The organism is Acinetobacter sp. SH20PTE14, from assembly GCF_021391555.1.
GTDB classification, from domain to species: Bacteria; Pseudomonadota; Gammaproteobacteria; order Pseudomonadales; family Moraxellaceae; genus Acinetobacter; species Acinetobacter amyesii.
The window spans coordinates 1,209,145-1,230,732 of record NZ_CP090067.1; the positions used below are offsets into that span (position 1 = coordinate 1,209,145).

The 21,588-nt window shown below is 40.1% G+C and carries 18 protein-coding genes and 1 pseudogene; 10 read left to right on the forward strand and 9 right to left on the reverse strand.

Translation table 11 applies throughout. The annotated features are described in order from the left end of the window. Nucleotides 1–115: 115 nt before the first annotated feature. Nucleotides 116–817 (reverse strand): SIMPL domain-containing protein, encoded by a 702-nt coding sequence (locus LXF01_RS05950; RefSeq protein ID WP_233945184.1) that lies wholly within the window; start codon nt 815–817, stop codon nt 116–118. Nucleotides 818–1,301: 484 nt separating this feature from the next. Here LXF01_RS05950 and LXF01_RS05955 point away from each other — a divergent pair, with 484 nt between their 5' ends. Beyond that, a complete protein-coding gene (locus LXF01_RS05955) occupies nt 1,302–2,675 on the forward strand; it encodes a diaminobutyrate--2-oxoglutarate transaminase (protein WP_078190193.1) in 1,374 nt (457 codons plus the stop codon). Nucleotides 2,676–2,678: 3 nt separating this feature from the next. Beyond that, the gene (locus LXF01_RS05960) at nt 2,679–4,211 is read left to right on the forward strand and encodes a pyridoxal phosphate-dependent decarboxylase family protein (protein ID WP_233945185.1); all 1,533 of its coding nucleotides are present in this window, start codon (nt 2,679–2,681) and stop codon (nt 4,209–4,211) included. A gap of 359 nt (nt 4,212–4,570) precedes the next feature. On the opposite strand, the pseudogene LXF01_RS05965 reads toward LXF01_RS05960, so the two are convergent. Next, nucleotides 4,571–5,623: pseudogene (locus LXF01_RS05965) on the reverse strand (Rieske 2Fe-2S domain-containing protein). A gap of 410 nt (nt 5,624–6,033) precedes the next feature. Here LXF01_RS05965 and LXF01_RS05970 point away from each other — a divergent pair. The 6 genes from LXF01_RS05970 (at nt 6,034) to LXF01_RS05995 (ending at nt 14,568) form a co-directional block, all read left to right on the forward strand. Then, a complete protein-coding gene (locus LXF01_RS05970) occupies nt 6,034–7,062 on the forward strand; it encodes a substrate-binding domain-containing protein (RefSeq protein ID WP_233945186.1) in 1,029 nt (342 codons plus the stop codon). Between the two features lie 99 nt (nt 7,063–7,161). Then, nucleotides 7,162–8,541: a phosphate ABC transporter permease subunit PstC gene (pstC, locus tag LXF01_RS05975; RefSeq protein ID WP_233945187.1), complete on the forward strand. Its 1,380-nt coding sequence runs from the start codon at nt 7,162–7,164 to the stop codon at nt 8,539–8,541. After that, entirely contained in the window at nt 8,538–9,929 is a 1,392-nt protein-coding gene (gene pstA / locus LXF01_RS05980) for a phosphate ABC transporter permease PstA (protein ID WP_078191850.1), read from the forward strand. The genes pstC and pstA overlap by 4 nt, the downstream gene beginning before the upstream one ends. 13 nt (nt 9,930–9,942) lie before the next feature. After that, the gene (gene pstB, locus LXF01_RS05985) at nt 9,943–10,866 is read left to right on the forward strand and encodes a phosphate ABC transporter ATP-binding protein PstB (RefSeq protein WP_218948527.1); all 924 of its coding nucleotides are present in this window, start codon (nt 9,943–9,945) and stop codon (nt 10,864–10,866) included. Nucleotides 10,867–11,057: 191 nt separating this feature from the next. After that, nucleotides 11,058–12,020 (forward strand): protease SohB, encoded by a 963-nt coding sequence (gene sohB, locus LXF01_RS05990; protein ID WP_233945188.1) that lies wholly within the window; start codon nt 11,058–11,060, stop codon nt 12,018–12,020. 340 nt (nt 12,021–12,360) lie between these two features. Further along, a complete protein-coding gene (locus LXF01_RS05995; RefSeq protein WP_233945189.1) occupies nt 12,361–14,568 on the forward strand; it encodes an Ig-like domain-containing protein in 2,208 nt (735 codons plus the stop codon). A 63-nt stretch (nt 14,569–14,631) separates the two neighbouring features. On the opposite strand, the gene LXF01_RS06000 is transcribed toward LXF01_RS05995, so the two are convergent. Continuing rightward, the gene (locus LXF01_RS06000; RefSeq protein WP_233945190.1) at nt 14,632–15,261 is read right to left on the reverse strand and encodes a DUF2238 domain-containing protein; all 630 of its coding nucleotides are present in this window, start codon (nt 15,259–15,261) and stop codon (nt 14,632–14,634) included. 212 nt (nt 15,262–15,473) lie between these two features. On the opposite strand from LXF01_RS06000, the gene LXF01_RS06005 reads away from it, so the two are divergent. Then, complete coding sequence (locus LXF01_RS06005; protein ID WP_180133102.1) at nt 15,474–15,713, forward strand: hypothetical protein; 240 nt, start codon at nt 15,474–15,476, stop codon at nt 15,711–15,713. A 129-nt stretch (nt 15,714–15,842) separates the two neighbouring features. Here the strand turns inward: LXF01_RS06005 and purB are convergent, their stop codons facing one another. Genes purB through LXF01_RS06025 form a run of 4 tightly spaced genes read right to left on the reverse strand, consistent with a single transcriptional unit; the run spans nt 15,843 to nt 19,658 of the window. After that, nucleotides 15,843–17,231 (reverse strand): adenylosuccinate lyase, encoded by a 1,389-nt coding sequence (purB, locus tag LXF01_RS06010; protein ID WP_233945191.1) that lies wholly within the window; start codon nt 17,229–17,231, stop codon nt 15,843–15,845. A 56-nt stretch (nt 17,232–17,287) separates the two neighbouring features. Continuing rightward, entirely contained in the window at nt 17,288–18,019 is a 732-nt protein-coding gene (gene hflD, locus LXF01_RS06015; RefSeq protein ID WP_218952734.1) for a high frequency lysogenization protein HflD, read from the reverse strand. A gap of 12 nt (nt 18,020–18,031) precedes the next feature. Then, a complete protein-coding gene (gene mnmA / locus LXF01_RS06020; RefSeq protein WP_180127220.1) occupies nt 18,032–19,168 on the reverse strand; it encodes a tRNA 2-thiouridine(34) synthase MnmA in 1,137 nt (378 codons plus the stop codon). Nucleotides 19,169–19,172: 4 nt separating this feature from the next. Continuing rightward, the gene (locus LXF01_RS06025) at nt 19,173–19,658 is read right to left on the reverse strand and encodes an NUDIX hydrolase (protein WP_180010414.1); all 486 of its coding nucleotides are present in this window, start codon (nt 19,656–19,658) and stop codon (nt 19,173–19,175) included. Between the two features lie 181 nt (nt 19,659–19,839). Here LXF01_RS06025 and LXF01_RS06030 point away from each other — a divergent pair, with 181 nt between their 5' ends. Beyond that, nucleotides 19,840–20,226: a hypothetical protein gene (locus LXF01_RS06030; RefSeq protein ID WP_233945192.1), complete on the forward strand. Its 387-nt coding sequence runs from the start codon at nt 19,840–19,842 to the stop codon at nt 20,224–20,226. A gap of 137 nt (nt 20,227–20,363) precedes the next feature. Here LXF01_RS06030 and LXF01_RS06035 read toward each other — a convergent pair whose 3' ends face one another. Together LXF01_RS06035 and LXF01_RS06040 are read right to left on the reverse strand one after the other, a co-directional pair. After that, complete coding sequence (locus LXF01_RS06035) at nt 20,364–20,906, reverse strand: hypothetical protein (protein ID WP_233945193.1); 543 nt, start codon at nt 20,904–20,906, stop codon at nt 20,364–20,366. A gap of 88 nt (nt 20,907–20,994) precedes the next feature. Further along, nucleotides 20,995–21,537: a gamma carbonic anhydrase family protein gene (locus LXF01_RS06040; RefSeq protein WP_180010407.1), complete on the reverse strand. Its 543-nt coding sequence runs from the start codon at nt 21,535–21,537 to the stop codon at nt 20,995–20,997. Nucleotides 21,538–21,588: the final 51 nt, after the last annotated feature.

Below are 21,588 nucleotides of genomic sequence, written 5' to 3' on the forward strand. Positions count from 1 at the left end.
TCATTTAAATCTATGAATATGATTAAGCTAATAGACTTTTTAATTTAAATAAAGAATAGGTGTAATTTATAGTCAAAAAACCGCGCTAAAGCACGGTTTCTTAAAATGAATTTAATTATTTGAACTGGATAGAGCCATTTGCACTGACCGTGATTTTAGATTCACCACCTGCCATTTCTTGTTCAGGAATAACATCGGCACTTGCAGCTTTCATCATCGCCATACGCGGAACTGGCTGACCACCATAATTGCTGGTATTTAAATTGATATTAACTAAGTTATAGCCTGATTTATTCCATGCCTGAGCGAGCGCTTGGGCACGTTGTTGAAAGTTTTTGGATACTTCAACCATCAGTTCATTTTCAACTTTTTTACGCTGTGCATCTGACACACTAAAGCTGATGGATTGAGTTTGGAAATTTTGTTGTAACTCGCTCACCAATTGGCTAGCTGCTTTAAAGTCTGTACTTTCTAAACGCACTTCGGCACGACCACGCCATTCTTTCAATTTACGACTGTCATTGTCATAAATCGGGTAGGTGCTTTGAGATCCCGTTTCGATTTTTACCGCAGGGTATTTACGGGCTGTGTTCACCGCTTGGGTCATCAATTGGTTGATTTGGGTAGCAAGTTCAGCCGGTTGTTTATTTGACTTTTCAATATATAAAACGGCATGCATTTGGTCGTTCGACACTTGGCGAGTGGCATCCGCCTGAATGTTCACGATGTTGTAATTGAGTGGGTCGGCTGCTTGAGTTGCTGCTGCCAAACCTAGACCGGATGCTAATAAAACAGTAGATAAGATAATTTTACGCATTGTTATGACCTATTCTTCTTTCAGAATGACTAATTTAGCTTATGCTCTTATCTTAAAAGGGGATTGTGATGGATTAAAGGAAAATCTGTGGTGGGATTGTAAATCTTTCAAGAAAAATAAATGCAGTGCTTGATGAATATTGCTTCAAATAATCAATACTTAATTGCGTAAATGTTTGAAGATTACAATAATCATTCATAAATTGTAAAAAAGCATAAAATAAAAAGGTTTTCTTTGTTTTGTCACACTGTAAGATGATAATTCAGGTTATCCATGGCATAGATCTGTTTTTTCTCTAAATTATCTTTTTATTTGATCATAAAAGTGATTTATTTTATTGAAAAAGTCTGTATCATCCGCCGTCTAGTTAGCCATTACACAAAGAGCTCTTAAAACTAACTAGAAACTCATAAAGCACCGAGTCAAAGGACCGCAAGTCACCCGACTTATTTCTTTCAACCCATATCAGAGATGGTAATTCGATATGAGCGTTTCTTCTGTAAACCCTGCCACTAATTCTACTAACGAATACTATTTGACTCGCCAAAGCCAGATGGAATCCAATGTTCGTAGCTATCCGCGTAAACTTCCACTTGCGATAGCAAAAGCTTTAGGTTGTTGGGTTACCGATGTTGAAGGTACAGAGTACCTCGATTGTTTAGCTGGGGCAGGAACATTGGCATTAGGCCATAATCATCCTGCGGTAATTCAAAGTATCCAAGATACACTTGCAAGTGGCCTCCCATTGCATACTTTGGATTTAACAACGCCTTTAAAAGATGCTTTTACTGAAGCATTACTTGAGCAATTACCTGGTGGTAAAGAAGAGTATTGTCTACAGTTCTGTGGCCCGTCTGGTGCAGATGGTACAGAAGCAGCAATTAAATTAGCAAAAACTTACACTGGTCGTAGTTCAGTAATCAGCTTCTCAGGTGGTTACCATGGTATGACTCACGGTTCTTTAGCAATGACAGGTAACTTGTCTGCTAAAAATGCTGTGAACGGCTTAATGCCGGGTGTTCAATTTATGCCGTATCCGCATGAATACCGTTGCCCATTAGGCATTGGTGGTGAAGCGGGTGTAGACGCATTAACGTATTATTTCGAAAACTTCATTGAAGACGTAGAAAGCGGTGTAACAAAACCTGCAGCTGTAATCTTGGAAGCAATCCAAGGTGAAGGCGGTGTGGTGACTGCACCTGTAAAATGGTTAAAGAAAATCCGAGAAGTGACTGAAAAGCACAACATCGTGTTGATTCTTGATGAAGTACAAGCGGGCTTTGCACGTTCAGGTAAAATGTTTGCCTTTGAACATGCAGGTATTGAGCCAGACGTCGTTGTAATGTCTAAAGCAGTTGGTGGTAGCTTACCACTTGCAGTATTGGGTATTAAACGTAAGTTTGACGCATGGCAACCAGCAGGTCACACGGGTACATTCCGTGGAAACCAACTTGCTATGGGTACTGGTCTTGCAACAATCAAAACCATCAAAGAACAAAACTTGGCTCAAAACGCACAAGAGCGTGGCGACTTCTTACAAGCTGAAATTAAAAAATTAGCGGTAGAATTCCCATGTATCGGCAACGTACGTGGCCGTGGTTTGATGATTGGTGTTGAAATTGTTGATGAACGTCAAAAAGCAGATCACATGGGGTCTTTACCAGGTGATTCTCAATTGGCAGCAGCAATTCAAGCAGCATGTTTCAACAACAAATTGTTGTTAGAAAAAGGTGGTCGTAACGGTACTGTAATTCGTTTACTTTGCCCATTGATCATCAACCAAGCTGAATGTGAAGAAGTGATTGTTCGCTTCAAGAAAGCTCTTGCTGAAGCACTAGTTGCAACTCGAGGCGCGTAAGACATGGTAGATTTTGCAGAACATCGTAAAGCGTTATTCTGCAATGATGCACAATCTATTGCTGACTATCAGTCGGCAATGGATTCAGCTGTAAAAGCTGTATCTGCATGGTTGCAAAATGACAAAATGTACACAGGCGGTAGCATTAAAGAGCTTCGTAGTGCAATTGCGTTCAACCCTTCAAAAGAAGGTATGGGCGTTCAAAAATCACTAGACCGCATGGTTGATCTTTTCTTAAATAAAAGCTTAAAAGTACATCACCCACATTCTTTAGCGCATTTGCATTGCCCGACAATGGTGACAAGCCAAATCGCGGAAGTGCTCATCAATGCAACGAACCAATCAATGGACTCATGGGATCAAAGCCCTGCAGGTTCATTGATGGAAGTTCAGTTAATTGACTGGCTTCGCCAAAAAGTTGGCTATGGTGCAGGTCAAGCAGGTGTATTCACCTCTGGCGGTACGCAGTCAAACTTGATGGGCGTTTTGCTTGCACGTGATGCATGTATTGCTAAAAACTGGAAAGACGAAAACGGTAACCCGTGGTCTGTACAGCGCGATGGCGTACCTGCGGAAGCAATGCGTAATGTCAAAGTGATTTGTTCTGAAAATGCACACTTCTCTGTGCAAAAGAACATGGCCATGATGGGTATGGGCTTCCAATCTGTCGTGACTGTTCCTGTAGATGCTAACGCACGCATGGACATGGACGCACTTGAGAAAACCATGGCGCACCTTCAAGCTGAAGGTAAAATCGTAGCATGTGTAGTTGCAACTGCGGGTACAACCGATGCAGGCGCAATTGACCCATTGAAAGAAGTTCGTGCAATCACCAATAAATATGGCGCGTGGATGCATATCGACGCAGCATGGGGCGGTGCGTTAATTTTATCAAATGATTACCGTGATATGTTGGATGGCATTGAGCTTTCTGACTCGGTAACGCTTGATTTCCATAAGCATTACTTCCAAACGATTTCATGTGGCGCATTCTTGCTTAAAGATGAAGCGAACTATCGTTTCATGCATTATGAAGCTGAGTACTTAAACTCTGCTTATGATGAAGAGCATGGCGTACCTAACCTAGTATCTAAGTCATTACAAACAACTCGCCGTTTTGACGCGTTGAAATTGTGGATGACTGTTGAAGCACTAGGTGAAGAGCTTTATGGTTCAATGATCGATCACGGTGTTGCTTTAACCCGTGATGTTGCAGCATATATTGATGCAACTGATGGTCTAGAAATGTTGGTTGATCCTCAATTTGCATCTGTATTGTTCCGTGTAATCCCTGAAGGTTACCCAGCAGAATTGTTAGATACATTGAACCAAAACGTAGCAGACGAATTGTTTGCACGTGGTGAAGCGAATATTGGTGTTACTAAAGTAGGTCAGGTTCAATCTTTGAAAATGACGACCTTAAGCCCAGTAGCGACTTTAGACAACGTGAAGAACTTGCTTGCTCTGGTGCTTGCAGAAGCGGATCGTATCAAAGGCCCAATCGCTGACGGTACATATACACCTGCAATTGACTAATTGTCATTTTGTAGCTGTAGGTGAAGGGGCTCGTAAGAGCTCCTTTTTTTTGTTTTAAATGAAAAGGCGCTTAATTTTTACATGGCCGCAATTTTTCATTGGGAGATGATAGTTTACTGCGTAGGCAGATTGTTACTTTGAGGGATCAAAGTAACTAAAATCCTTCTCAGGCAAAAGGTACATCCATGTGACCTTTACCTTACAGCGACATCCCTGTCGCCAGTCGCGATAGTCATTGATGTTTATCATTTGATGAATGAGATACCACAATATTTATAACCAATATAAGGCTTGTAAAGGAGTTTCCCTCTCCTTGTAGGAGAGGGTTAGGGTGAGGTGAATGCAATACGATATTGATGTTATGCCGCAAATAATGGACTAAAACCTTTTTTACGCAATAATTTGCGGTACATGCTGGAACTGCGGTCCGCTGGAAAATGCGCTTCGATGCTTAAATCTAAAGGCAAATATTCAGGCTTTTGCGATTCCGACACGAGACGGTCTTCCTCAAATATTTTCAGGTTAAAGTCGTAAGCATCTTCTACAGGCAGGTCTTTGTCATAATTACGGCAGATAGGCGCAAATAGTCGGGTAGAACGAGCAGTCATGGGGGATGCCGCATTCATAATCACTTGCTTGCTGGCGTTTGGAAAATGAATCGTTAAGGTTGCAGTAAAAGGCAGATGAATCTCAAAATGCCGCAGCCATTGGAAACCCTCTTGTCCGCGCTGTTCTAAACCAATTGGATAGCGCCCAACACTGCTTCAATAGTCTGCATTAAAGCCAGTTTCTGTTTCGATGGTCGTGTAGTCAGGTACTTCTACATTTGCAGGATCGCCAAACGTATCGGGATGTACCCATGCAAAATGCGCAACATCAATAAAACCTTCAAGCTGCCGGCCTGCAAAACATTGAAAATCTACCGTTGGACAAACCAATTGTTGAAAATCTGCATCTTCCCAATTGGGCATGCTAGGTATATTGGGTTCAGCTTCAGAATGAGCCGTCAGATTGCACTAGATCAAACCATAGCGCTCTACCGCTGCATAGGTGCGTAAATTAAAGCGCGGTGAAATTTTCTGTTCTGGATATGCAGGAATACGGTTGCAATGACCATGTTCATCAAAGCGTAAGCCATGATATCGGCAGACCACGCCTTGACCATCATTCTTGCCTAAACTTAGGGGTACGCAGCGGTGTGGGCAGGCATCTTTAGCTACAATCAGTTCATCTCCCATTTTATAAATGACGAGCGGCATATCTAAAAGCATGGTGCCATAAGGCTGTTCTGTAATGTCTCGAGTGAGTGCAATCGGATACCAATATTTCGTAAGTAAGTGCCAGTCATGTTCTTCAAAAGTCATATGCACAGGCAAGTCTGGATTAAATGTCGCAATGGCTTTACTGGTCATTTTAGGCTCTGTTTTTATGTAAAGTTGCATATTGAGCTAACTAAAAATGTAATGAAATTTTAATTATTGGAATAACATGGAATAAAAAATCGAACATGCAAATGTGCATCATTCAGAAAAAGAGGACAATTTGAAAAAAGAAAATAAGACAAAATATGACAGTGACATGAATTCTTACGAATATCAAAGTAGAAATAAATAAGACCAATACTTTGATAAATTTCATTACGTATTGAAAAATAAAGAATTATATTTAAATCAATGAGCAATCATCAATTATCATAAAAGCGTCATAAAGATGTAACCTAACTGTCATACTCTAAAATCAAAATGCGTATATCGAAAAAGTACAAGACTTTAAAAATAAAAGTGGCGTACTCCAATAAATGCATCAATTAAGAGAGATGAGAATGCGCTTAAATCATATCGCACTTGCTATGGTACTCACTACTGGGGCAACAGTCGCTACCACTGCAAATGCAGCTCGTGACACGATCCAAATTGCTGGTTCTTCAACTGTACTGCCTTATGCAAGTATTGTTGCAGAAGAGTTTGGTAATACATTCCCACAATTTAAAGCACCTGTTGTAGGTTCTGGTGGTACTTCAGGTGGTTTGAAACAATTCTGTAATGGCGTTGGTGATAACACTATCGATATTGCTAATGCATCTCGTAAAATTAAAGGTACTGAATTGGCTGCATGTAAAAAAGCAGGCGTTAACCAAATCTTAGAAATTAAAGTTGGATATGACGGTATCGTATTTGCTTCAAATGCGAAAAAAGCGGCATTCAAACTTCGCCCACAGCACGTATTTGCTGCACTTGCTGCTGAATTACCTTCAAAAGGTAAATTGGTTCCAAACCCATACACACGTTGGAATCAAATCGACCCAACTTTACCAAACGAAGCAATCACTTTAGTTATTCCTGCATCAAACCATGGTACACGTGAAGTGTTCCAAGAAAAAATGGTCGATGCTGGCTGTGAAACTTATGAAGCTTTCGCAAAATTAGATAAAGATGCTCAGAAAAAAGCATGTTCAACATTCCGTAAAGATGGTCGTGTGATTGAAATCGCAGGCGACTATACAGAGACATTGGCACGCTTAAAAACTTCACCTAACGCTGTAGGTGTATTCGGTCTAGGTTTCTATGACCAAAACCGTGACAAGTTACGTGTAGCAACAGTGAATAATGTAGCGCCATCTGAGAAAACAATTCTGAATGGTTCTTACCCTGTATCACGTCCATTGTTCTTCTACGTGAAAGGTGAACATCTTAAATCCATCAAAGGCTTGAAAGAATTTACAGAATTCTTTGTAAGCAAAAAAGTATCTGGTAAAGGTTCTAAGCTAGAAAAAGCAGGCTTAATTTCAATGTCTGATAAAGAGCGCGCTGCAGTTCTTGCAAACTTTAAAGCTGGTAAAGCAGTTAAATAATTGGATTGAAACAGCCAATGGCAGGATTGACCTGCCATTGGCTTTTTGCAAAGAAACAGTTTTTTCAAGAAGGGCTTTTGAAAAAACAGTGGAGATTACATGAATCTGCTACTTATTGGTGTGTTGCTCGCAATTATTGCAATCGCTTATCAAGTTGGACTGACCAAAAGTCGCAAACTTGCAGGTAAAGGCAATAACTCAGCAATGTTGCATTCACGACCGGGCTATTATGGTGTTTTGGTCGCTTTATGGTGTGGGATTCCCGCTTTTTTAATCTTGATTGTTTGGAACTTGGTTGAACCGAGTATTTTTCAACACGTTATTTTAAATAATGTCCCAGAAAATATTCGTTTAGGTTTAGATCCTGCAAGCACAAGCGTAATGGTTGACCGCGTCCAAGCGATTGCTTCTGGTTTTGGAGTAAGTGATACGCCAGCTGCATATGAACTTGCAGCAGCAGAACAGTTAAAGAAAATTGAAAACATCGGCTCATATGCAAAATTAGCCGTTGTGATTTGTGCGGCATTGATTGGTTTAGTTATGGCTAAACGCCGCATCGCAGAAAAATATCGTGCACGTAACCAAGTCGAAAAAGTTATTAATATCGCATTGGCACTGTGTTCGGGGGTCGCAATCCTGACAACAGTTGGCATTGTGATGTCGATGTTCAGTGAAGCCATGCGTTTCTTTAGTTTTGTCAGTCCACTCGATTTCTTCTTAGGCACTGAATGGAACCCAGGTTTTAGTACATCAGGGAATGCCGAAGGTAGTTATGGTTTGCTGCCACTCCTTTGGGGCACACTCATGGTTAGTGGTATTGCACTACTGGTTGCTGTTCCGGTTGGTCTGATGATTGCGATTTATTTGGCTGAATATGCAAAGCCAAGTTTCCGTGCTTGGGCAAAACCTGCCATAGAAGTTCTCGCAGGTATTCCAACCATCGTTTACGGTGTATTTGCCTTAATGATTATTGGACCCTTTGCAAAACAGCTTGGCGCATATATTGGACTCGATATTAATGCAACCAGTGCTCTAACAGCAGGCTTTGTGATGGGGATTATGATTATCCCATTCGTTTCATCATTATCTGATGACATCATTACTCAAGTTCCTCGCGCGCTTCGTGACGGTTCACTCGGTTTGGGTGCAACAAAATCAGAAACTATTCGCCAAGTAGTGATACCTGCAGCTTTGCCGGGCATTATCGGTGCATTTTTATTGGCAGCATCTCGTGCAATTGGTGAAACCATGATTGTGGTACTTGCAGCAGGGAACAGTCCTTTACTACACATTAATCCGCTCGAAGCAGTGTCTACAGTCACCATTACCATCGTAAACCAATTAACAGGTGATACAGACTTTGCGAGTCCTCAAGCATTGGTTGCTTTTGCACTCGGTTTAACACTGTTTGTGATTACCTTAGGGCTGAATATTGTTGCACTGTACATTGTGCGTAAATACCGTGAGCAATACGAATGAGTACGACGAATACATCAAACATGGATCAAAAATTTGATTCACATGCAGCCGCTGAGCTTCGTGAAAAACGTAAGAAAATCATTGAAAACTCTTTGGCGAAAAGACATCGTAAAGAAAAGACCTTCCGTGTCTTGGGCTTTAGTGCAGTAGTGACGGGTTTATTTTTCGTCGTGCTATTGTTTGGTAGTATTTTAGCCAAAGGTTTACCTGCATTTTGGCAAAGCTCAATGACGGTACCTGTGTTTTTTGATCCAAACATTGTCAAAGTTGGTGCGAAACCAATTCAAAAAGAAGGTGAATCACCTGCACAGTTCCAAGAGCGTTACATTGCTTGGCAAACTGAAATGGGCATGGTGGATTGGGATGCGCTCATCGTAAATGGCATCATAGCAAAAGATCCAGCGATTGCCTCACAACGTGATGATCTCAACAGTTTATATACAAGTTCAGAAGCTTATCGCTTACGTGACATGGTAATGGCAGATCCGTCATTGATTGGTCAAAAACAAGATTTTAAAATCCTTGCAGATGCTAATGTCGATGTCTGGTTGGCTGGTAATATTGACCGCAGCTTGCCTGATGAACAGCAACAATTGAGCCCAGAAGTACGCCAACTTGCAGATAAACTTAAAGCTGATGGTGTTATTACTAACTCATTTAATACTGAAATATTTAAGAATCCAGACTCTCGTAGCTCACCTGCAACTTCAGGTTTAGCTGGGGCGTTTATGGGGTCGTTATTTATGATGCTGATCGTGATCATTATTTCAATTCCAATCGGTGTAGCATCCGCAATTTACTTAGAAGAATTTGCACCTAAAAACTGGATTACCGATGTTGTCGAAGTCAACATTAACAACCTAGCAGCAGTACCTTCAATTGTCTTTGGTTTGCTTGGTGCAGCGATCTTTATTGGTTGGATGCATATGCCGCTTTCGGCTCCTGTGGTTGGTGGTTTGGTCTTGAGTTTAATGACACTACCAACCGTAATTATTACCACACGTGCATCTTTAAAAGCTGTTCCTCCATCGATCCGTCAAGCCGCTTTAGGTTTGGGTGCATCACGTTTACAAACTGTATTTCACCACGTCTTGCCACTGGCATTACCAGGTATCTTAACCGGTGCCATTATTGGTGTTGCGCAAGCCCTAGGAGAAACTGCTCCATTATTATTGATTGGTATGAGTGCCTTTGTGGCAAGTGTACCAGCCACTCCTTTAGACCAATCCACTGCATTACCTGTACAAATTTTCCTTTGGCAAGGTAATGAGCTACGTAACTTCTTTGAAGGACGTACCGCAGCAGCAATCATTGTACTTCTTGCTCTCATGATCGGCTTAAACAGTTTAGCCATCTGGTTACGTAAGAAATTTGAAGTACGCTGGTAATTGAGGGCATTATATGAATAGCGTCATTACAACTGAAAAGAATTCCTTATATCAGGATAAGTCCGTGAATCCAGAACAAACACAATTTACCTCTGCTCAGGGCAGCCAAAAACAAACCAATACTGCGTTTGTGTCACAATTCGATACGCAATCTAGCGCGAAAAAAGATGCGAAATCGAGCAATGTGAAAATCAGTACCAATGATGTGCATGTGTACTATGGCGAATCTGAAGCGATCAAAGGCATTGATCTGAACATTTATGAAAATGAAGTGATCGCCTTTATTGGACCGTCTGGTTGTGGTAAGTCAACTTTCCTGCGTACGCTCAACCGTATGAATGACACGATTGATTCTTGTCGTGTGACAGGACAAGTGCTCATGGATAATCAAGACATCTATGATCCAAATCTTGATGTGGTATTACTGCGTGCGCAAGTTGGCATGGTATTCCAAAAACCAAACCCATTTCCAAAGTCAATTTTTGACAATGTCGCTTATGGTCCTAAACTGCATGGATTGGCGCGTGATAAATACGACATGGAGGAAATAGTTGAAAATAGCCTGCGTAAAGCGGGGCTTTGGGATGAAGTGAAAGATCGTTTGAACCAACCGGGTACGGGGCTTTCAGGTGGTCAGCAGCAACGTCTATGTATTGCGCGAACCATTGCAGTCAGTCCTGAAGTGATTTTGATGGATGAACCTTGTTCAGCACTTGATCCGATTGCAACTGCAAAAGTAGAAGAACTCATCACTGAACTTTCAGCGCAATATACCATTGCGATTGTGACGCACTCGATGCAACAAGCAGCACGTGTATCTGACCGTACCGCATATTTCCATTTGGGTGATTTGATTGAAGTGAATTCCACTGAAAAAGTCTTTACTCAACCGGATCATCAATTGACTGAAGCGTATATTACCGGGCGTTTTGGTTAATCTAATCGGTTTAAAATAGAGCCGAAAGGCTCTTTTTTTTTATGGACTTTATGATTAGGTAGAAAAAGCTTAGTAGAAATAAAATACTCAATTTGGCTCAATGAGAATTATTTTCAAAAAATAGATTGAATTTTTGTGATGCAACCCACATGTTATACAACATAAATATGAATTAAATGAGTTTCAATTTTATGCTATTTCATAATCCCAAGTTGCCTGCGGAAATTCGTGTAAGTCACTTAAATGCACGTATTAATGAACAACGAAAAAAAATTGCGCAAACGACTGCATCTAAACTTGAGCTGCTGCAACTAAGCCAACAATTATCAAAAGAAGCGCGCGCACGTAAAAAGAATAACCAAAAAATTTATGTAATCGATTTTAATGGTGATACCGCTGCATCTGCGGTAACAAGTCTACGTGAAGAAATTACCCTAATCTTAGCGACAGCAAAAGCTGGGCGCGACCGCGTGGTTTTACGTTTAGAGAGCCCAGGCGGGATGGTGCATGGCTATGGTCTGGCTGCAGCACAATTGGTACGTTTACGTGATGCTGGATTTAACTTAACCATTTGTGTGGACAAAGTTGCTGCAAGTGGTGGCTATATGATGGCCTGCATTGCAAATGAAATAGTTTCAGCTCCATTTGCAGTTGTGGGATCGATTGGCGTGGTTGCACAAGTGCCAAACTTTAACCGTTTATTGAAAGAAAAACATATCGATTTTGAACTGTATACAGCAGGTCAGTTCAAACGTACCGTCACTATGTTTGGTGAAAATACTGATGAAGGTAAAGCCAAATTTGAAGAAGAGTTACAGCAAACGCATAACTTGTTTAAACACTTTGTTGAAAAATACCGTCCTCAGCTCAATGTCGATAAAGTTGCAACAGGTGAGCATTGGTATGGGCAAGATGCCATTGATCTTAATCTAGTCGATAAACTGCAAACGTCAGATGAATATCTATTAAGTCTCATGCCACAACATGATGTATATATGATTGAAACCCGCAAAAAGCCAACCCTTGGTGAGAAGTTGGGCTTACAGGCAGCACAAATTGCGGACTCATTGGTGCCTGCTGTCATGTCTAAAGTAATGGAGTCATTGAGTAAAGCCAATTCGAGTCTCGTACAGTTGCGTGATCCAAAACTCTAAAATTGTTTTTGCTATGATGTATTTAAAGCTCACTTCGGTGAGCTTTTTTTATGCTAAATGATACTACTTTGAAAATTGCAGCAAGCGCGGCTAATAAACAGCAACCATTTATAAATACTTTGATAATTTTGATTATCCAAACTTGGCTGAATCTAAAATATTAAAATGGATAGAACCATAGAAACCGCTGTTATTGGCGTAGAATTTAAGGTGAAAAATTAAATAAAAATAATTCTGATGAATTTACATCCAGAATGGTTTGTCTGTTCAGCACCAATTTGATAAGGTACTTAACTAATTATTTATTAGATGTTTATTACATAATAACACTGAGGGCGAAATGACAAAAATTGTCGTGATATCAAAGAAAGATCAAACGATTTTAAAAGAAACTCAGGCCACAAAAATACAAATATCTCAACCGTCCGTTATTCAGTTAGAACTCAAGCCAGCCGATATTCAGTCGATCCATAGGGTAGGTAATCAATGTGTGATTACCCTGAAAAATGGTCAAAAAATTGTGATTGATGATTTTTATACAGATGACTTTGGCTCTGATAATTCTTTGCTCGTGCATAGTGGGCCAGAGCAATTTGAATTGGTTGAAATGGATGTTGATGGCAAAACAATTAGCTATCGTTCTGTGAATGAATTTATGCAACCTTTAGCTGCATCGACTCAATTAAATCAGGTGACAACACCTGCTCAAGCTACAGAAGTTGCTAGTGAGGATGATGGTTCGCCATCACTTCTTAAGGCGGGATTGGAGATCTTAGGTGCAGAAGCGGTATATCTGCTGGCATTTGATAAAGAAGATGATAAATCCTCTAGTAATGACAAAACAGCCCCAAGTACGCCAACAGGAAGTTTTGATAGTGACGGAAAAGTGGTATCAGGCAAAGCGGAAGCTGGCGCAACGGTTTATTTAGTAGATGCCAAAGGCAATACGATTGGTCAATCTAAAGCAGACGCTGATGGTAACTATAAAATTACTTTGGATGTCGCGATTACAGATGGCAATCGCGTAATTTTGTACGCTAAAGACAAGGCGGGAAATAGTTCTCAATCTACGATTTTAACGGGTAGCAAAGATACGATTGCTCCAGATGCTGCAAATGCACAAGTAGATGAAAGCGGTAAGTTTGTCTCTGGTTTTGCCGAAGCGGGTGCAAAAGTTTATGTTTATGCTGCAGATGGCACAACACTTTTAGGTGGGCCTGTGACTGCGGCAAGTGATGGCAATTTCTCCATTGCATTAAGTGATACTTTACAAGCAGGTGAGACGGCTAAAGTCATTGTAGAAGATAAAGCAGGCAACAAATCTGAAGCGCAGTCAGTTGAGATGGGCAAAGATACGCTTCGACCAGATCAACCTAAGATTGAAGTGAATAAAACCGGAACTGAACTGGTTGGTACGGCTGAAGCTAACAGCACCATTCAAATATTAGACGCAAATTCACAAGTCATCGCCACCACTACGGTAGATGCCAATGGTCAATTTAAACTAACATTGTCCCCAGCACTGTCGGATAGTAATAAGACAACCATTATTGTGATTGATGCGGCAGGCAATCAATCGATACCGTTAAATGTCACTGCCGGAACGGATAATACGGCACCCGTTGCACCAACAGCAACAATCAATACAGATGGTACAGAAGTGTCGGGAAGTGCGGAAATTGGTGCCAAAATTACCATTAAAAACAGTGCAGGAAATACGCTTGGTACCGCAACTGTAGGTGATGATGGTCGCTATACGGTGAAATTAAGCAGCGCAGCAACAGATAATAATGTTGTCCAAGTGACTGCGACAGATACATCAGGGAATATATCAAAGAGCACGCAAGTGATTGGTACAAAGGACACCATTGCACCATCTGCGCCAACATTGACGACGGTGTATGATGATCGAGATACTACAAAGCTCACCATTAAACAGGGGGAGAGCACTCAAGATTCAACCCCAAGTTTTGAAGGCAAATGTGAGACCAATGCCACGATCACCATTTATAAAAATGGCGTCGCAGTGGCAACGGTCAAAGCAGATACCAGTGGAAAATGGTTGTATACACCAGAATCTGACTTAGCGGCAGGTAAGTATAGCTATAGTTTTACCCAAACGGATCTAGCTGGAAATACCAGTGCCAAAAGCTCAGCATTTGATTTTACCGTCGAAGCGATGACAGTTGCTAAAGCGAGTTTATTCTTGATCTCAGAAGAACAGGCTTCGAATGAATTACATGATCAAGCATCACTGTTAACAGATGATAATACTGTGTTTGATGTACTTGCGCAGCACAGTGTGTCGGGCTTTGGCTTAAACGAAATAAGCTCTTTTATTTCTGATGATCAAATCGATTTGAACAGCTTATTGAACAATCAAGAGCCAAACAATACTCTTGATGTAATATCAGATGATTCATCTTATTTAAATGCGTCCATCAATCCGGTATCGGGTGGGACAGCAGTTTCGAATGCAGCGTTCCAAACAGCATGGGGCACATTAGATCCTTTAGATCAATCCTTAAATGTGCTACCACTCTATTAATAATTAATACATCCATTCATGAATATAGCGATAAAAAAAGCACTCGGATGAGTGCTTTTTTATTTAAGATTTTTTCAGATTGAAATATAAAAGGCCGCCAGTGATCATCGCACCAAGTGTTGCAAGTAGCATATCTTTATGTGCATCCCAAATATCACCTTGTTGCCCATTGTAATTTTCAGCTTCCTCTGGTGATAAGCCAATGGCAATCAGCCATTCGATCCATTCATAAAATAAACTGGTCGCCATGACGAATTGTACGACCAATAAAAAGAGTGTTCCGGCTTTTAACTGCGGTAGCCAGATTTGAAATATGCGATAAAAGAACGGGTAGAGCAGCAAACCATAGGCAAGATGTACAAGCCGATCATACATATTCCGGGTCCATCCCATGCTTTGGTCAAGGTTGAAACCGAGGAGAGCTTGTGTCCATTCAGCATAAGGCACATAAGAATATAAATAATGGGCACCTATGACATGAATCAGTAAAAAGCCAAGATACAGGCAAACTGTTGCGAAACTCAGTCCTATTTTATAGAGGAAAACGAGCAACACGATCAGCATAAACGCTGTGCCGATTTGATGGAGGATATACGCTTCCATTTCTAAAGGTTGGATACTGGCGATCACAATGGCAAGAGTTAATAATGCAAAAGCTAAGATGTGCTTAAGTTTTAATTTGAAATCAATCATGAAAAGACAAAGCTCAAAATTTTTATCGGTGTGCAGTGGTTATAATTCGCGGCAAGTATAGCCATAATGCGATGAAAAGTGTTTGTTAGACGGCGCTAGAATTTGTGCATTATTTTTTCAAATGTCATCAGTTCGCTACTAGGGATAAGTATTTTCAAAAAGATTGTATTAAACTCAGATGAATATCGATGTTTAAGTATTTGGAAGTAACTATGGCCGTTGTTGAGGCATTTATTGCGACTCAAAATTGTTATTTTAACTATGAGTTTGAAGAACTTAATTTAACAGATGATTTTCCAGAAGAGCTCTCTGTGTCTTTGCGCGGCATGATGTTTCGGCATGAGATTCAATATCTCGATGCCACATATTATGTTTATTATTCAGATGTTTTAACAGGCTGTGAATTACAACGGATGAAAGATGATTGGGCGAAATATTGCCCTGCAGAATAAAATTACGTTTAAATTTTCTATCTCCTTGCGGAGCATGCTCCTTATCTCAAAGAGAGAAGAAGTATTATAAATAAAAAACGAGGCATGATGCCTCGTTTTTTTGATCTATCTAAAATTAGATTTTAGAAATCAGATCTTTGAAATTAATTCAGCAATTTGTTTTGCTTGAGTTGCTGCATTACCTGTATATGTTGCAGGTGTCATTTCAGCAAGACGTGCACGGTCAGCAGCTGGAACAGCTTCTAACTCGTTACCATTTACGAAATCAACCATCATTTCGCGAGTCATTGCTTGACCACGAGTGAGGGCTTTAAGTTTTTCGTATGGTTTTTCAACTGCATAACGACGCATAACAGTTTGAATTGGTTCAGCAAGAACTTCTTGAGCATGGTCAAGGTCTTCAAGAATACGTTGAGCATTCAATTCAAGTTTGCCAATACCTTTAGAGCAAGCTTCAAATGCAATCAAACTTTGTGCAAAACCAACACCCATGTTACGAAGCACAGTTGAGTCAGTTAAGTCACGCTGCCAACGAGATACAGGAAGTTTTTCACCAAGGTGAGCCAATACCGCATTCGCAATACCCAAGTTACCTTCAGAGTTTTCGAAGTCAATTGGATTAACTTTATGTGGCATTGTTGAAGAACCAACTTCGCCTTCTTTCAAACATTGTTTGAAGAAACCAAGTGAGATATAGCCCCAAACGTCACGGTTAAAGTCGATCAAAATCGTATTGAAACGACGTAGCGCATCAAAAAGTTCCGCCATGTAGTCATGTGGTTCGATTTGAGTGGTGTACGGGTTAAATTTTAAGCCTAAAGATTCAACAAATGCTTGTGAATGCGCAGGCCAGTTAATTTCAGGGTAAGCAGAGTAGTGCGCGTTGTAGTTACCTACTGCACCATTGATTTTACCAAGTAATTCAACTTGTTTAAATTGTTTGATTTGACGTGCAAGGCGGTAAGCCACGTTCGCCATTTCTTTACCCAAAGTTGTTGGGCTTGCAGTTTGACCGTGTGTACGAGACAACATTGGTTGTTCAGCGTGTTGTTCAGCCAAAGCAACGATTGAATCGATGATTTGCTGCATTGCTGCAACTAAAACTTCACGGCCATTTTTAAGCATTAAAGCGTGAGACAAGTTGTTGATGTCTTCTGATGTACATGCAAAGTGAATAAATTCGCCTGCATTTTTAAGCTCATCGATATGTGCGATTTGCTCTTTTAAGAAGTACTCAACTGCTTTTACGTCATGGTTTGTTGTACGTTCAATTTCTTTAATACGGTTTGCATTGTCTTCAGAGAAATTTGCAACGATTGCGTCAAGTGCAGCATTCGTTTCAGCACTGAATGCAGGAACTTCGGTGATTTCAGGACGGTTTGCAAGCGCTTGTAACCAACGCACTTCAACAGTCACACGAGCATGGATTAAACCAAACTCAGAGAGGAAGGGACGTAGAGCATCACATTTGCTTGCGTAACGTCCATCTAATGGAGAAAGTGCGGTTAAAGCGTTCATAGCGATTCCTTAAATTTTGGAATTAAACGTAAAACAAAAAGCCCGTACTGCATCAGTTAAACCACCTGATACTGTAAACGGGCAAGATCTTGAATATCTTGTAGTAGCTTGCGCTTACTGAAAATCATACCCCATGAGCTACCACCGAGCTGACGCCATAAATGTGCCATTTGTAAGCCGGTAAATAAGGTGGCGCGAATGCGATTGGTATGAGAGGTGTCTTTAAATGCTTCGGCATTACCACGAACCATAATACGTGGATTAATTTGGCCAGCAGTTTCAATATAGGTTTGCGCTAAATTGGCAATGATACTTGGATGTAAATAATTATTATCGAAAAAGGAAAGCTGTCTTAGAATTTTTTGTTGGGATTGTTTGATGATTTCGACAAATTTAGGATTGCTATAGACTTTCTTTTCTAACTGCAATAACGCCATCGCATACGTCATGGGTAGCTTGGTATTGGCAAGTTTAGGAAGTCTAGATTTGGGAGAAGTATTGAAGGGCTGAGTAATGCTACTTTCTAAGGTTTTTAATCCCAGTGAAATATCCGCCAAACCACTAAAAAAATCGAGCGTCTGACTAGACTGATTCGACTTAGGACGGATATTTAAACTGGCTTTAATGAGATGTTCAAAATAAAAGTTACCGCTTTCCCCGATACTCTGCTGCCCAGTCAATGCAGTCATATGCGTAAGCTGTGTAGCTTGAAAAACAGCAGCTAACGCCAATGCGCGATTTTGGCGAGTATTCAGAGTCTGAGGCTGTTGAAACGGTAACTCTGTCATCCGAAACAATCCTTATGAAATAAAATCCGGTTTAGGGGCATTGGTATGATGAATCACACCACCCCCTAAACAAACTTCACCGGTGTAGAACACCACACTTTGACCCGGTGTAACAGCACGTTGTGGCTCATCGAATTCGACACGCACACCATTTGGCGCTGTAGAGTCTTTAAATAATGTACAGTCTTGGTCAGGCTGACGATAACGAGTTTTCGCTGTGCAGCGGAAACCTGATTCAGGAATCTCTTGTTCACCAGCCACCCAATCAATCGCTTCAGACCATAAAATGGTGCTTTGCATGAGTGGATGTTCATGACCTTGACCAACGACTAGGCGGTTACCCTCAATGTCTTTGTGAAGTACAAACCAAGCGCCTTCTTCAGCACCTTTTAGACCACCAAGACCGATGCCACCACGTTGGCCGAGCGTATAGTACATTAAGCCGTGATGTTCACCAACCTCTTTACCCGTGTCTAAGACGATTTTTCCGGGTTGAGCAGGTAAATATTGCTTTAAGAAGTCATTAAATCGACGTTCGCCAATAAAGCAGATGCCAGTAGAGTCTTTTTTCTTCGCAGTGGCTAAACCAAGTTCTTCAGCGATTTTACGCACTTGTGGTTTTTCAATTTCACCTACAGGGAACAAAGTTTTGTTAATTTCACGACCATGCACTGCATGTAGGAAATAGGTTTGGTCTTTATTGTTGTCTAGGCCACGCAGTAGAGGTGCATACTCTTCACCACGTGAATTTTTTAGCGTTTCACCACGGCGGCAATAATGGCCTGTCGCAATAAAGTCAGCACCTAAGTTCACAGCATGGTCAAGAAATGCACGGAATTTAATTTCTTTATTGCAGAGAATATCTGGATTTGGTGTACGACCAGCGGCATATTCTTCTAAAAAATGCTCAAAGACACGGTCCCAATATTCCATCGCAAAGTTTGCGGTATGAAGTTTGATACCAATTTTGTCACAAACAGCTTGAGCATCGGCAAGATCTTCCATTGCCGTACAGTATTCCGTGCCGTCATCTTCTTCCCAGTTTTTCATGAAAAGACCTTCAACTTGATAACCTTGTTGAAGTAAAAGTGCTGCAGATACAGAAGAATCTACACCACCAGACATACCGACGATGACACGTTGTTGCATAGGATTAAGCATCCAAATTTGAAATTAAGGGAGAATTTTGGTGCTCGTAAATGAGCGATAAAGGAAATTTTTGACCTGAAAGAGCATCTTGTACAGCTTTGATGACTAATGGACTGCGCGCACGGGCAGACTCAATGAGTTCATCAAGCGTCATCCATACTGCACCGACAATACCTGTGTCTAACTGTGCATCGGAATGGTACTGAATGTCCTTAGCTAAGAAACAAAAACGGAAATAAGTACGATCAGGGAACATCGGAGGAGTATAAGTATACATGCCTAGAAGATTCGTGATTTCTACATCGTGACCTGTTTCTTCCATGGTTTCTCGAATGGCTGCTTCAATAATGGTTTCGCCAGCTTCAACATGACCTGCAGGTTGATTAAATACAGTATGGGTCACACCTTCTGTATGTTCTTCAACAAATAGGAATTTTCCGTCTTTTTCAACGACTGTAGCAACAGTGACATGAGCAGTCCAAGCGGTCATAGAAAAGCACCATGGGGTAAAAACGCTATTCTACAAAATTTAGGGAGCGGTGGCTATGATTGATTTTTTTCTTAATTTCATTGAGATGCGTTTCAATATTGAAGTAAGAAGAACGTGGAGGAATCTTGTAAGATAAATCCATTGTACATATCTTCACACTGAAAATTATTTTGAGAATTAGATGAAAATACTAAGTTTATTTATATTTGTTATGTTAATGGTTAGTTGTACTGCAAAAAGCGGTGCTGATGAAAATTTGTTGCTTGTAGATGATGCAATTCTCGACGTTAAACAAACGCTGCCAAAGAAAAATAATGCATATACAGTTTGGAAAGATATATACAGAGATGGTGCAACTATTAAATTAATATATCAGATGGATAATTATACATTTCCAAAAGATAAAATATATTTGTTAGAAGAATATGCAAAATCAGATTCTGTAAAGAATGTTATTTGCAAATCTTTATTAGAAACATTTGGTTGGGATTATTCTGTAGAGTCAATTACATATGATATGAATGATACAGTTATATTTTCTTTTGTTTATAGTAAGAAAAATTGTTAAATAAATAAAAGTGTATTGTTTTATTAGTTAGTGAAATTATAGTTTTAGCTCAGTACTAACCGAGTTGTTAGAGATTTAACATTACTGCTTTTCAAAACTACTTGCTTAATAAAGTAGTAATGTTAAATATTTAATTTTTATTCAATGAAGGGAATTTTACTATCTCGAGGAAAATCTGGGAATAGTGTGTAAATCATATCAGGATTCTTTTGCAGACCCGCACCATCAATGTATTTCCACTCCTTACTTTCAATTGGACGTACTGCAAGCATGAAGGAAAGATCACCTGTCATTTTTCGGCCATTCATAGAAATCGTGACTTGTTTGGGTATGGCACAAAACTCATTTCTACCAATGATATAACTTTGTTTTGGAGGATGAGTGTCAACTTGAGAGACATATATTTTATTTAGTTTAAAGGAGTTTGCAGCAAGTTCTAATATGGCATTATATTTATCTTTACCACCTGCATAATTGATAATAGATGAATCTGTTTTTTCGGTGATTAATGCATAATTACCCTTATTCAAGGCTGTGCCGATATCTTTAATTTCTTTGGCAATGATTTTTTCATAATCATCTTTACACTGCGTTGAATTCGCAAAAGCAGTGTTAGAGGTTAAAATTACGCCTGCAAAAAAAATTCTAGTAATGAATAAAGTATAAGGTTTAATCAACATTAAAGAGTTACTCTGTATTTGAATTTGTCTGTCAATGAAGCATTGAGACATAAGCTGGAACTGTTAAAACTAAAAACGAATGCGTATATTATTTATTTTGATCAAGATAATTATTCGACACCTTCACATAATTCTGCGCTGAATAAGGCAAGAACGCTTTTTCTTTATCGGTCAGTGGGCGAACTTTCTTAACGGGACTGCCCACATATAAATAACCACTTTCTAAAACCTTATTTGGTGGAACAAGTGAACCAGCACCAATCATCACATCATCTTCAACAAGTACATCATCTAAAATAATCGTACCTATACCCACCAAAACACGATTACCAATGGTACAACCGTGTAATTTCACGTGATGACCAATCGTCACATCTTCACCAATAATCAGTGGAGAACCCTCAGGTTTATCGGCTTTTTTATGACTCACATGCAACATTGAGTGATCTTGCACATTAGAGTTTTTACCAATACGAATATGGTTTACATCACCACGAATCACAGCAAATGGCCAAACAGAGACATTTTCAGCCAATACAACATCGCCAATCACCACTGACATTTCATCGATATAGCAAGAGTCAGCAATACGTGGAACAGTGTCTAAATAAGGGCGAATGTTTTGGCTCATAGGAAAGTCATCTACAGGTTTTTAGGCAGTATAAAATAAAAAAGCACCTAG

Excerpts from the sequence above, each read along its gene's own strand:
- LXF01_RS05950 (WP_233945184.1), bottom strand. The coding sequence starts at position 817 with ATGCGTAAAATTATCTTATCTACTGTTTTATTAGCATCCGGTCTAGGT.
- LXF01_RS05955 (WP_078190193.1), top strand. The coding sequence starts at position 1,302 with ATGAGCGTTTCTTCTGTAAACCCTGCCACTAATTCTACTAACGAATAC.
- LXF01_RS05960 (WP_233945185.1), top strand. The coding sequence starts at position 2,679 with ATGGTAGATTTTGCAGAACATCGTAAAGCGTTATTCTGCAATGATGCA.
- LXF01_RS05970 (WP_233945186.1), top strand. The coding sequence starts at position 6,034 with ATGCGCTTAAATCATATCGCACTTGCTATGGTACTCACTACTGGGGCA.
- pstC (WP_233945187.1), top strand. The coding sequence starts at position 7,162 with ATGAATCTGCTACTTATTGGTGTGTTGCTCGCAATTATTGCAATCGCT.
- pstA (WP_078191850.1), top strand. The coding sequence starts at position 8,538 with ATGAGTACGACGAATACATCAAACATGGATCAAAAATTTGATTCACAT.
- pstB (WP_218948527.1), top strand. The coding sequence starts at position 9,943 with ATGAATAGCGTCATTACAACTGAAAAGAATTCCTTATATCAGGATAAG.
- sohB (WP_233945188.1), top strand. The coding sequence starts at position 11,058 with ATGCTATTTCATAATCCCAAGTTGCCTGCGGAAATTCGTGTAAGTCAC.
- LXF01_RS05995 (WP_233945189.1), top strand. The coding sequence starts at position 12,361 with ATGACAAAAATTGTCGTGATATCAAAGAAAGATCAAACGATTTTAAAA.
- LXF01_RS06000 (WP_233945190.1), bottom strand. The coding sequence starts at position 15,261 with ATGATTGATTTCAAATTAAAACTTAAGCACATCTTAGCTTTTGCATTA.
- LXF01_RS06005 (WP_180133102.1), top strand. The coding sequence starts at position 15,474 with ATGGCCGTTGTTGAGGCATTTATTGCGACTCAAAATTGTTATTTTAAC.
- purB (WP_233945191.1), bottom strand. The coding sequence starts at position 17,231 with ATGAACGCTTTAACCGCACTTTCTCCATTAGATGGACGTTACGCAAGC.
- hflD (WP_218952734.1), bottom strand. The coding sequence starts at position 18,019 with ATGACAGAGTTACCGTTTCAACAGCCTCAGACTCTGAATACTCGCCAA.
- mnmA (WP_180127220.1), bottom strand. The coding sequence starts at position 19,168 with ATGCAACAACGTGTCATCGTCGGTATGTCTGGTGGTGTAGATTCTTCT.
- LXF01_RS06025 (WP_180010414.1), bottom strand. The coding sequence starts at position 19,658 with ATGACCGCTTGGACTGCTCATGTCACTGTTGCTACAGTCGTTGAAAAA.
- LXF01_RS06030 (WP_233945192.1), top strand. The coding sequence starts at position 19,840 with ATGAAAATACTAAGTTTATTTATATTTGTTATGTTAATGGTTAGTTGT.
- LXF01_RS06035 (WP_233945193.1), bottom strand. The coding sequence starts at position 20,906 with ATGTTGATTAAACCTTATACTTTATTCATTACTAGAATTTTTTTTGCA.
- LXF01_RS06040 (WP_180010407.1), bottom strand. The coding sequence starts at position 21,537 with ATGAGCCAAAACATTCGCCCTTATTTAGACACTGTTCCACGTATTGCT.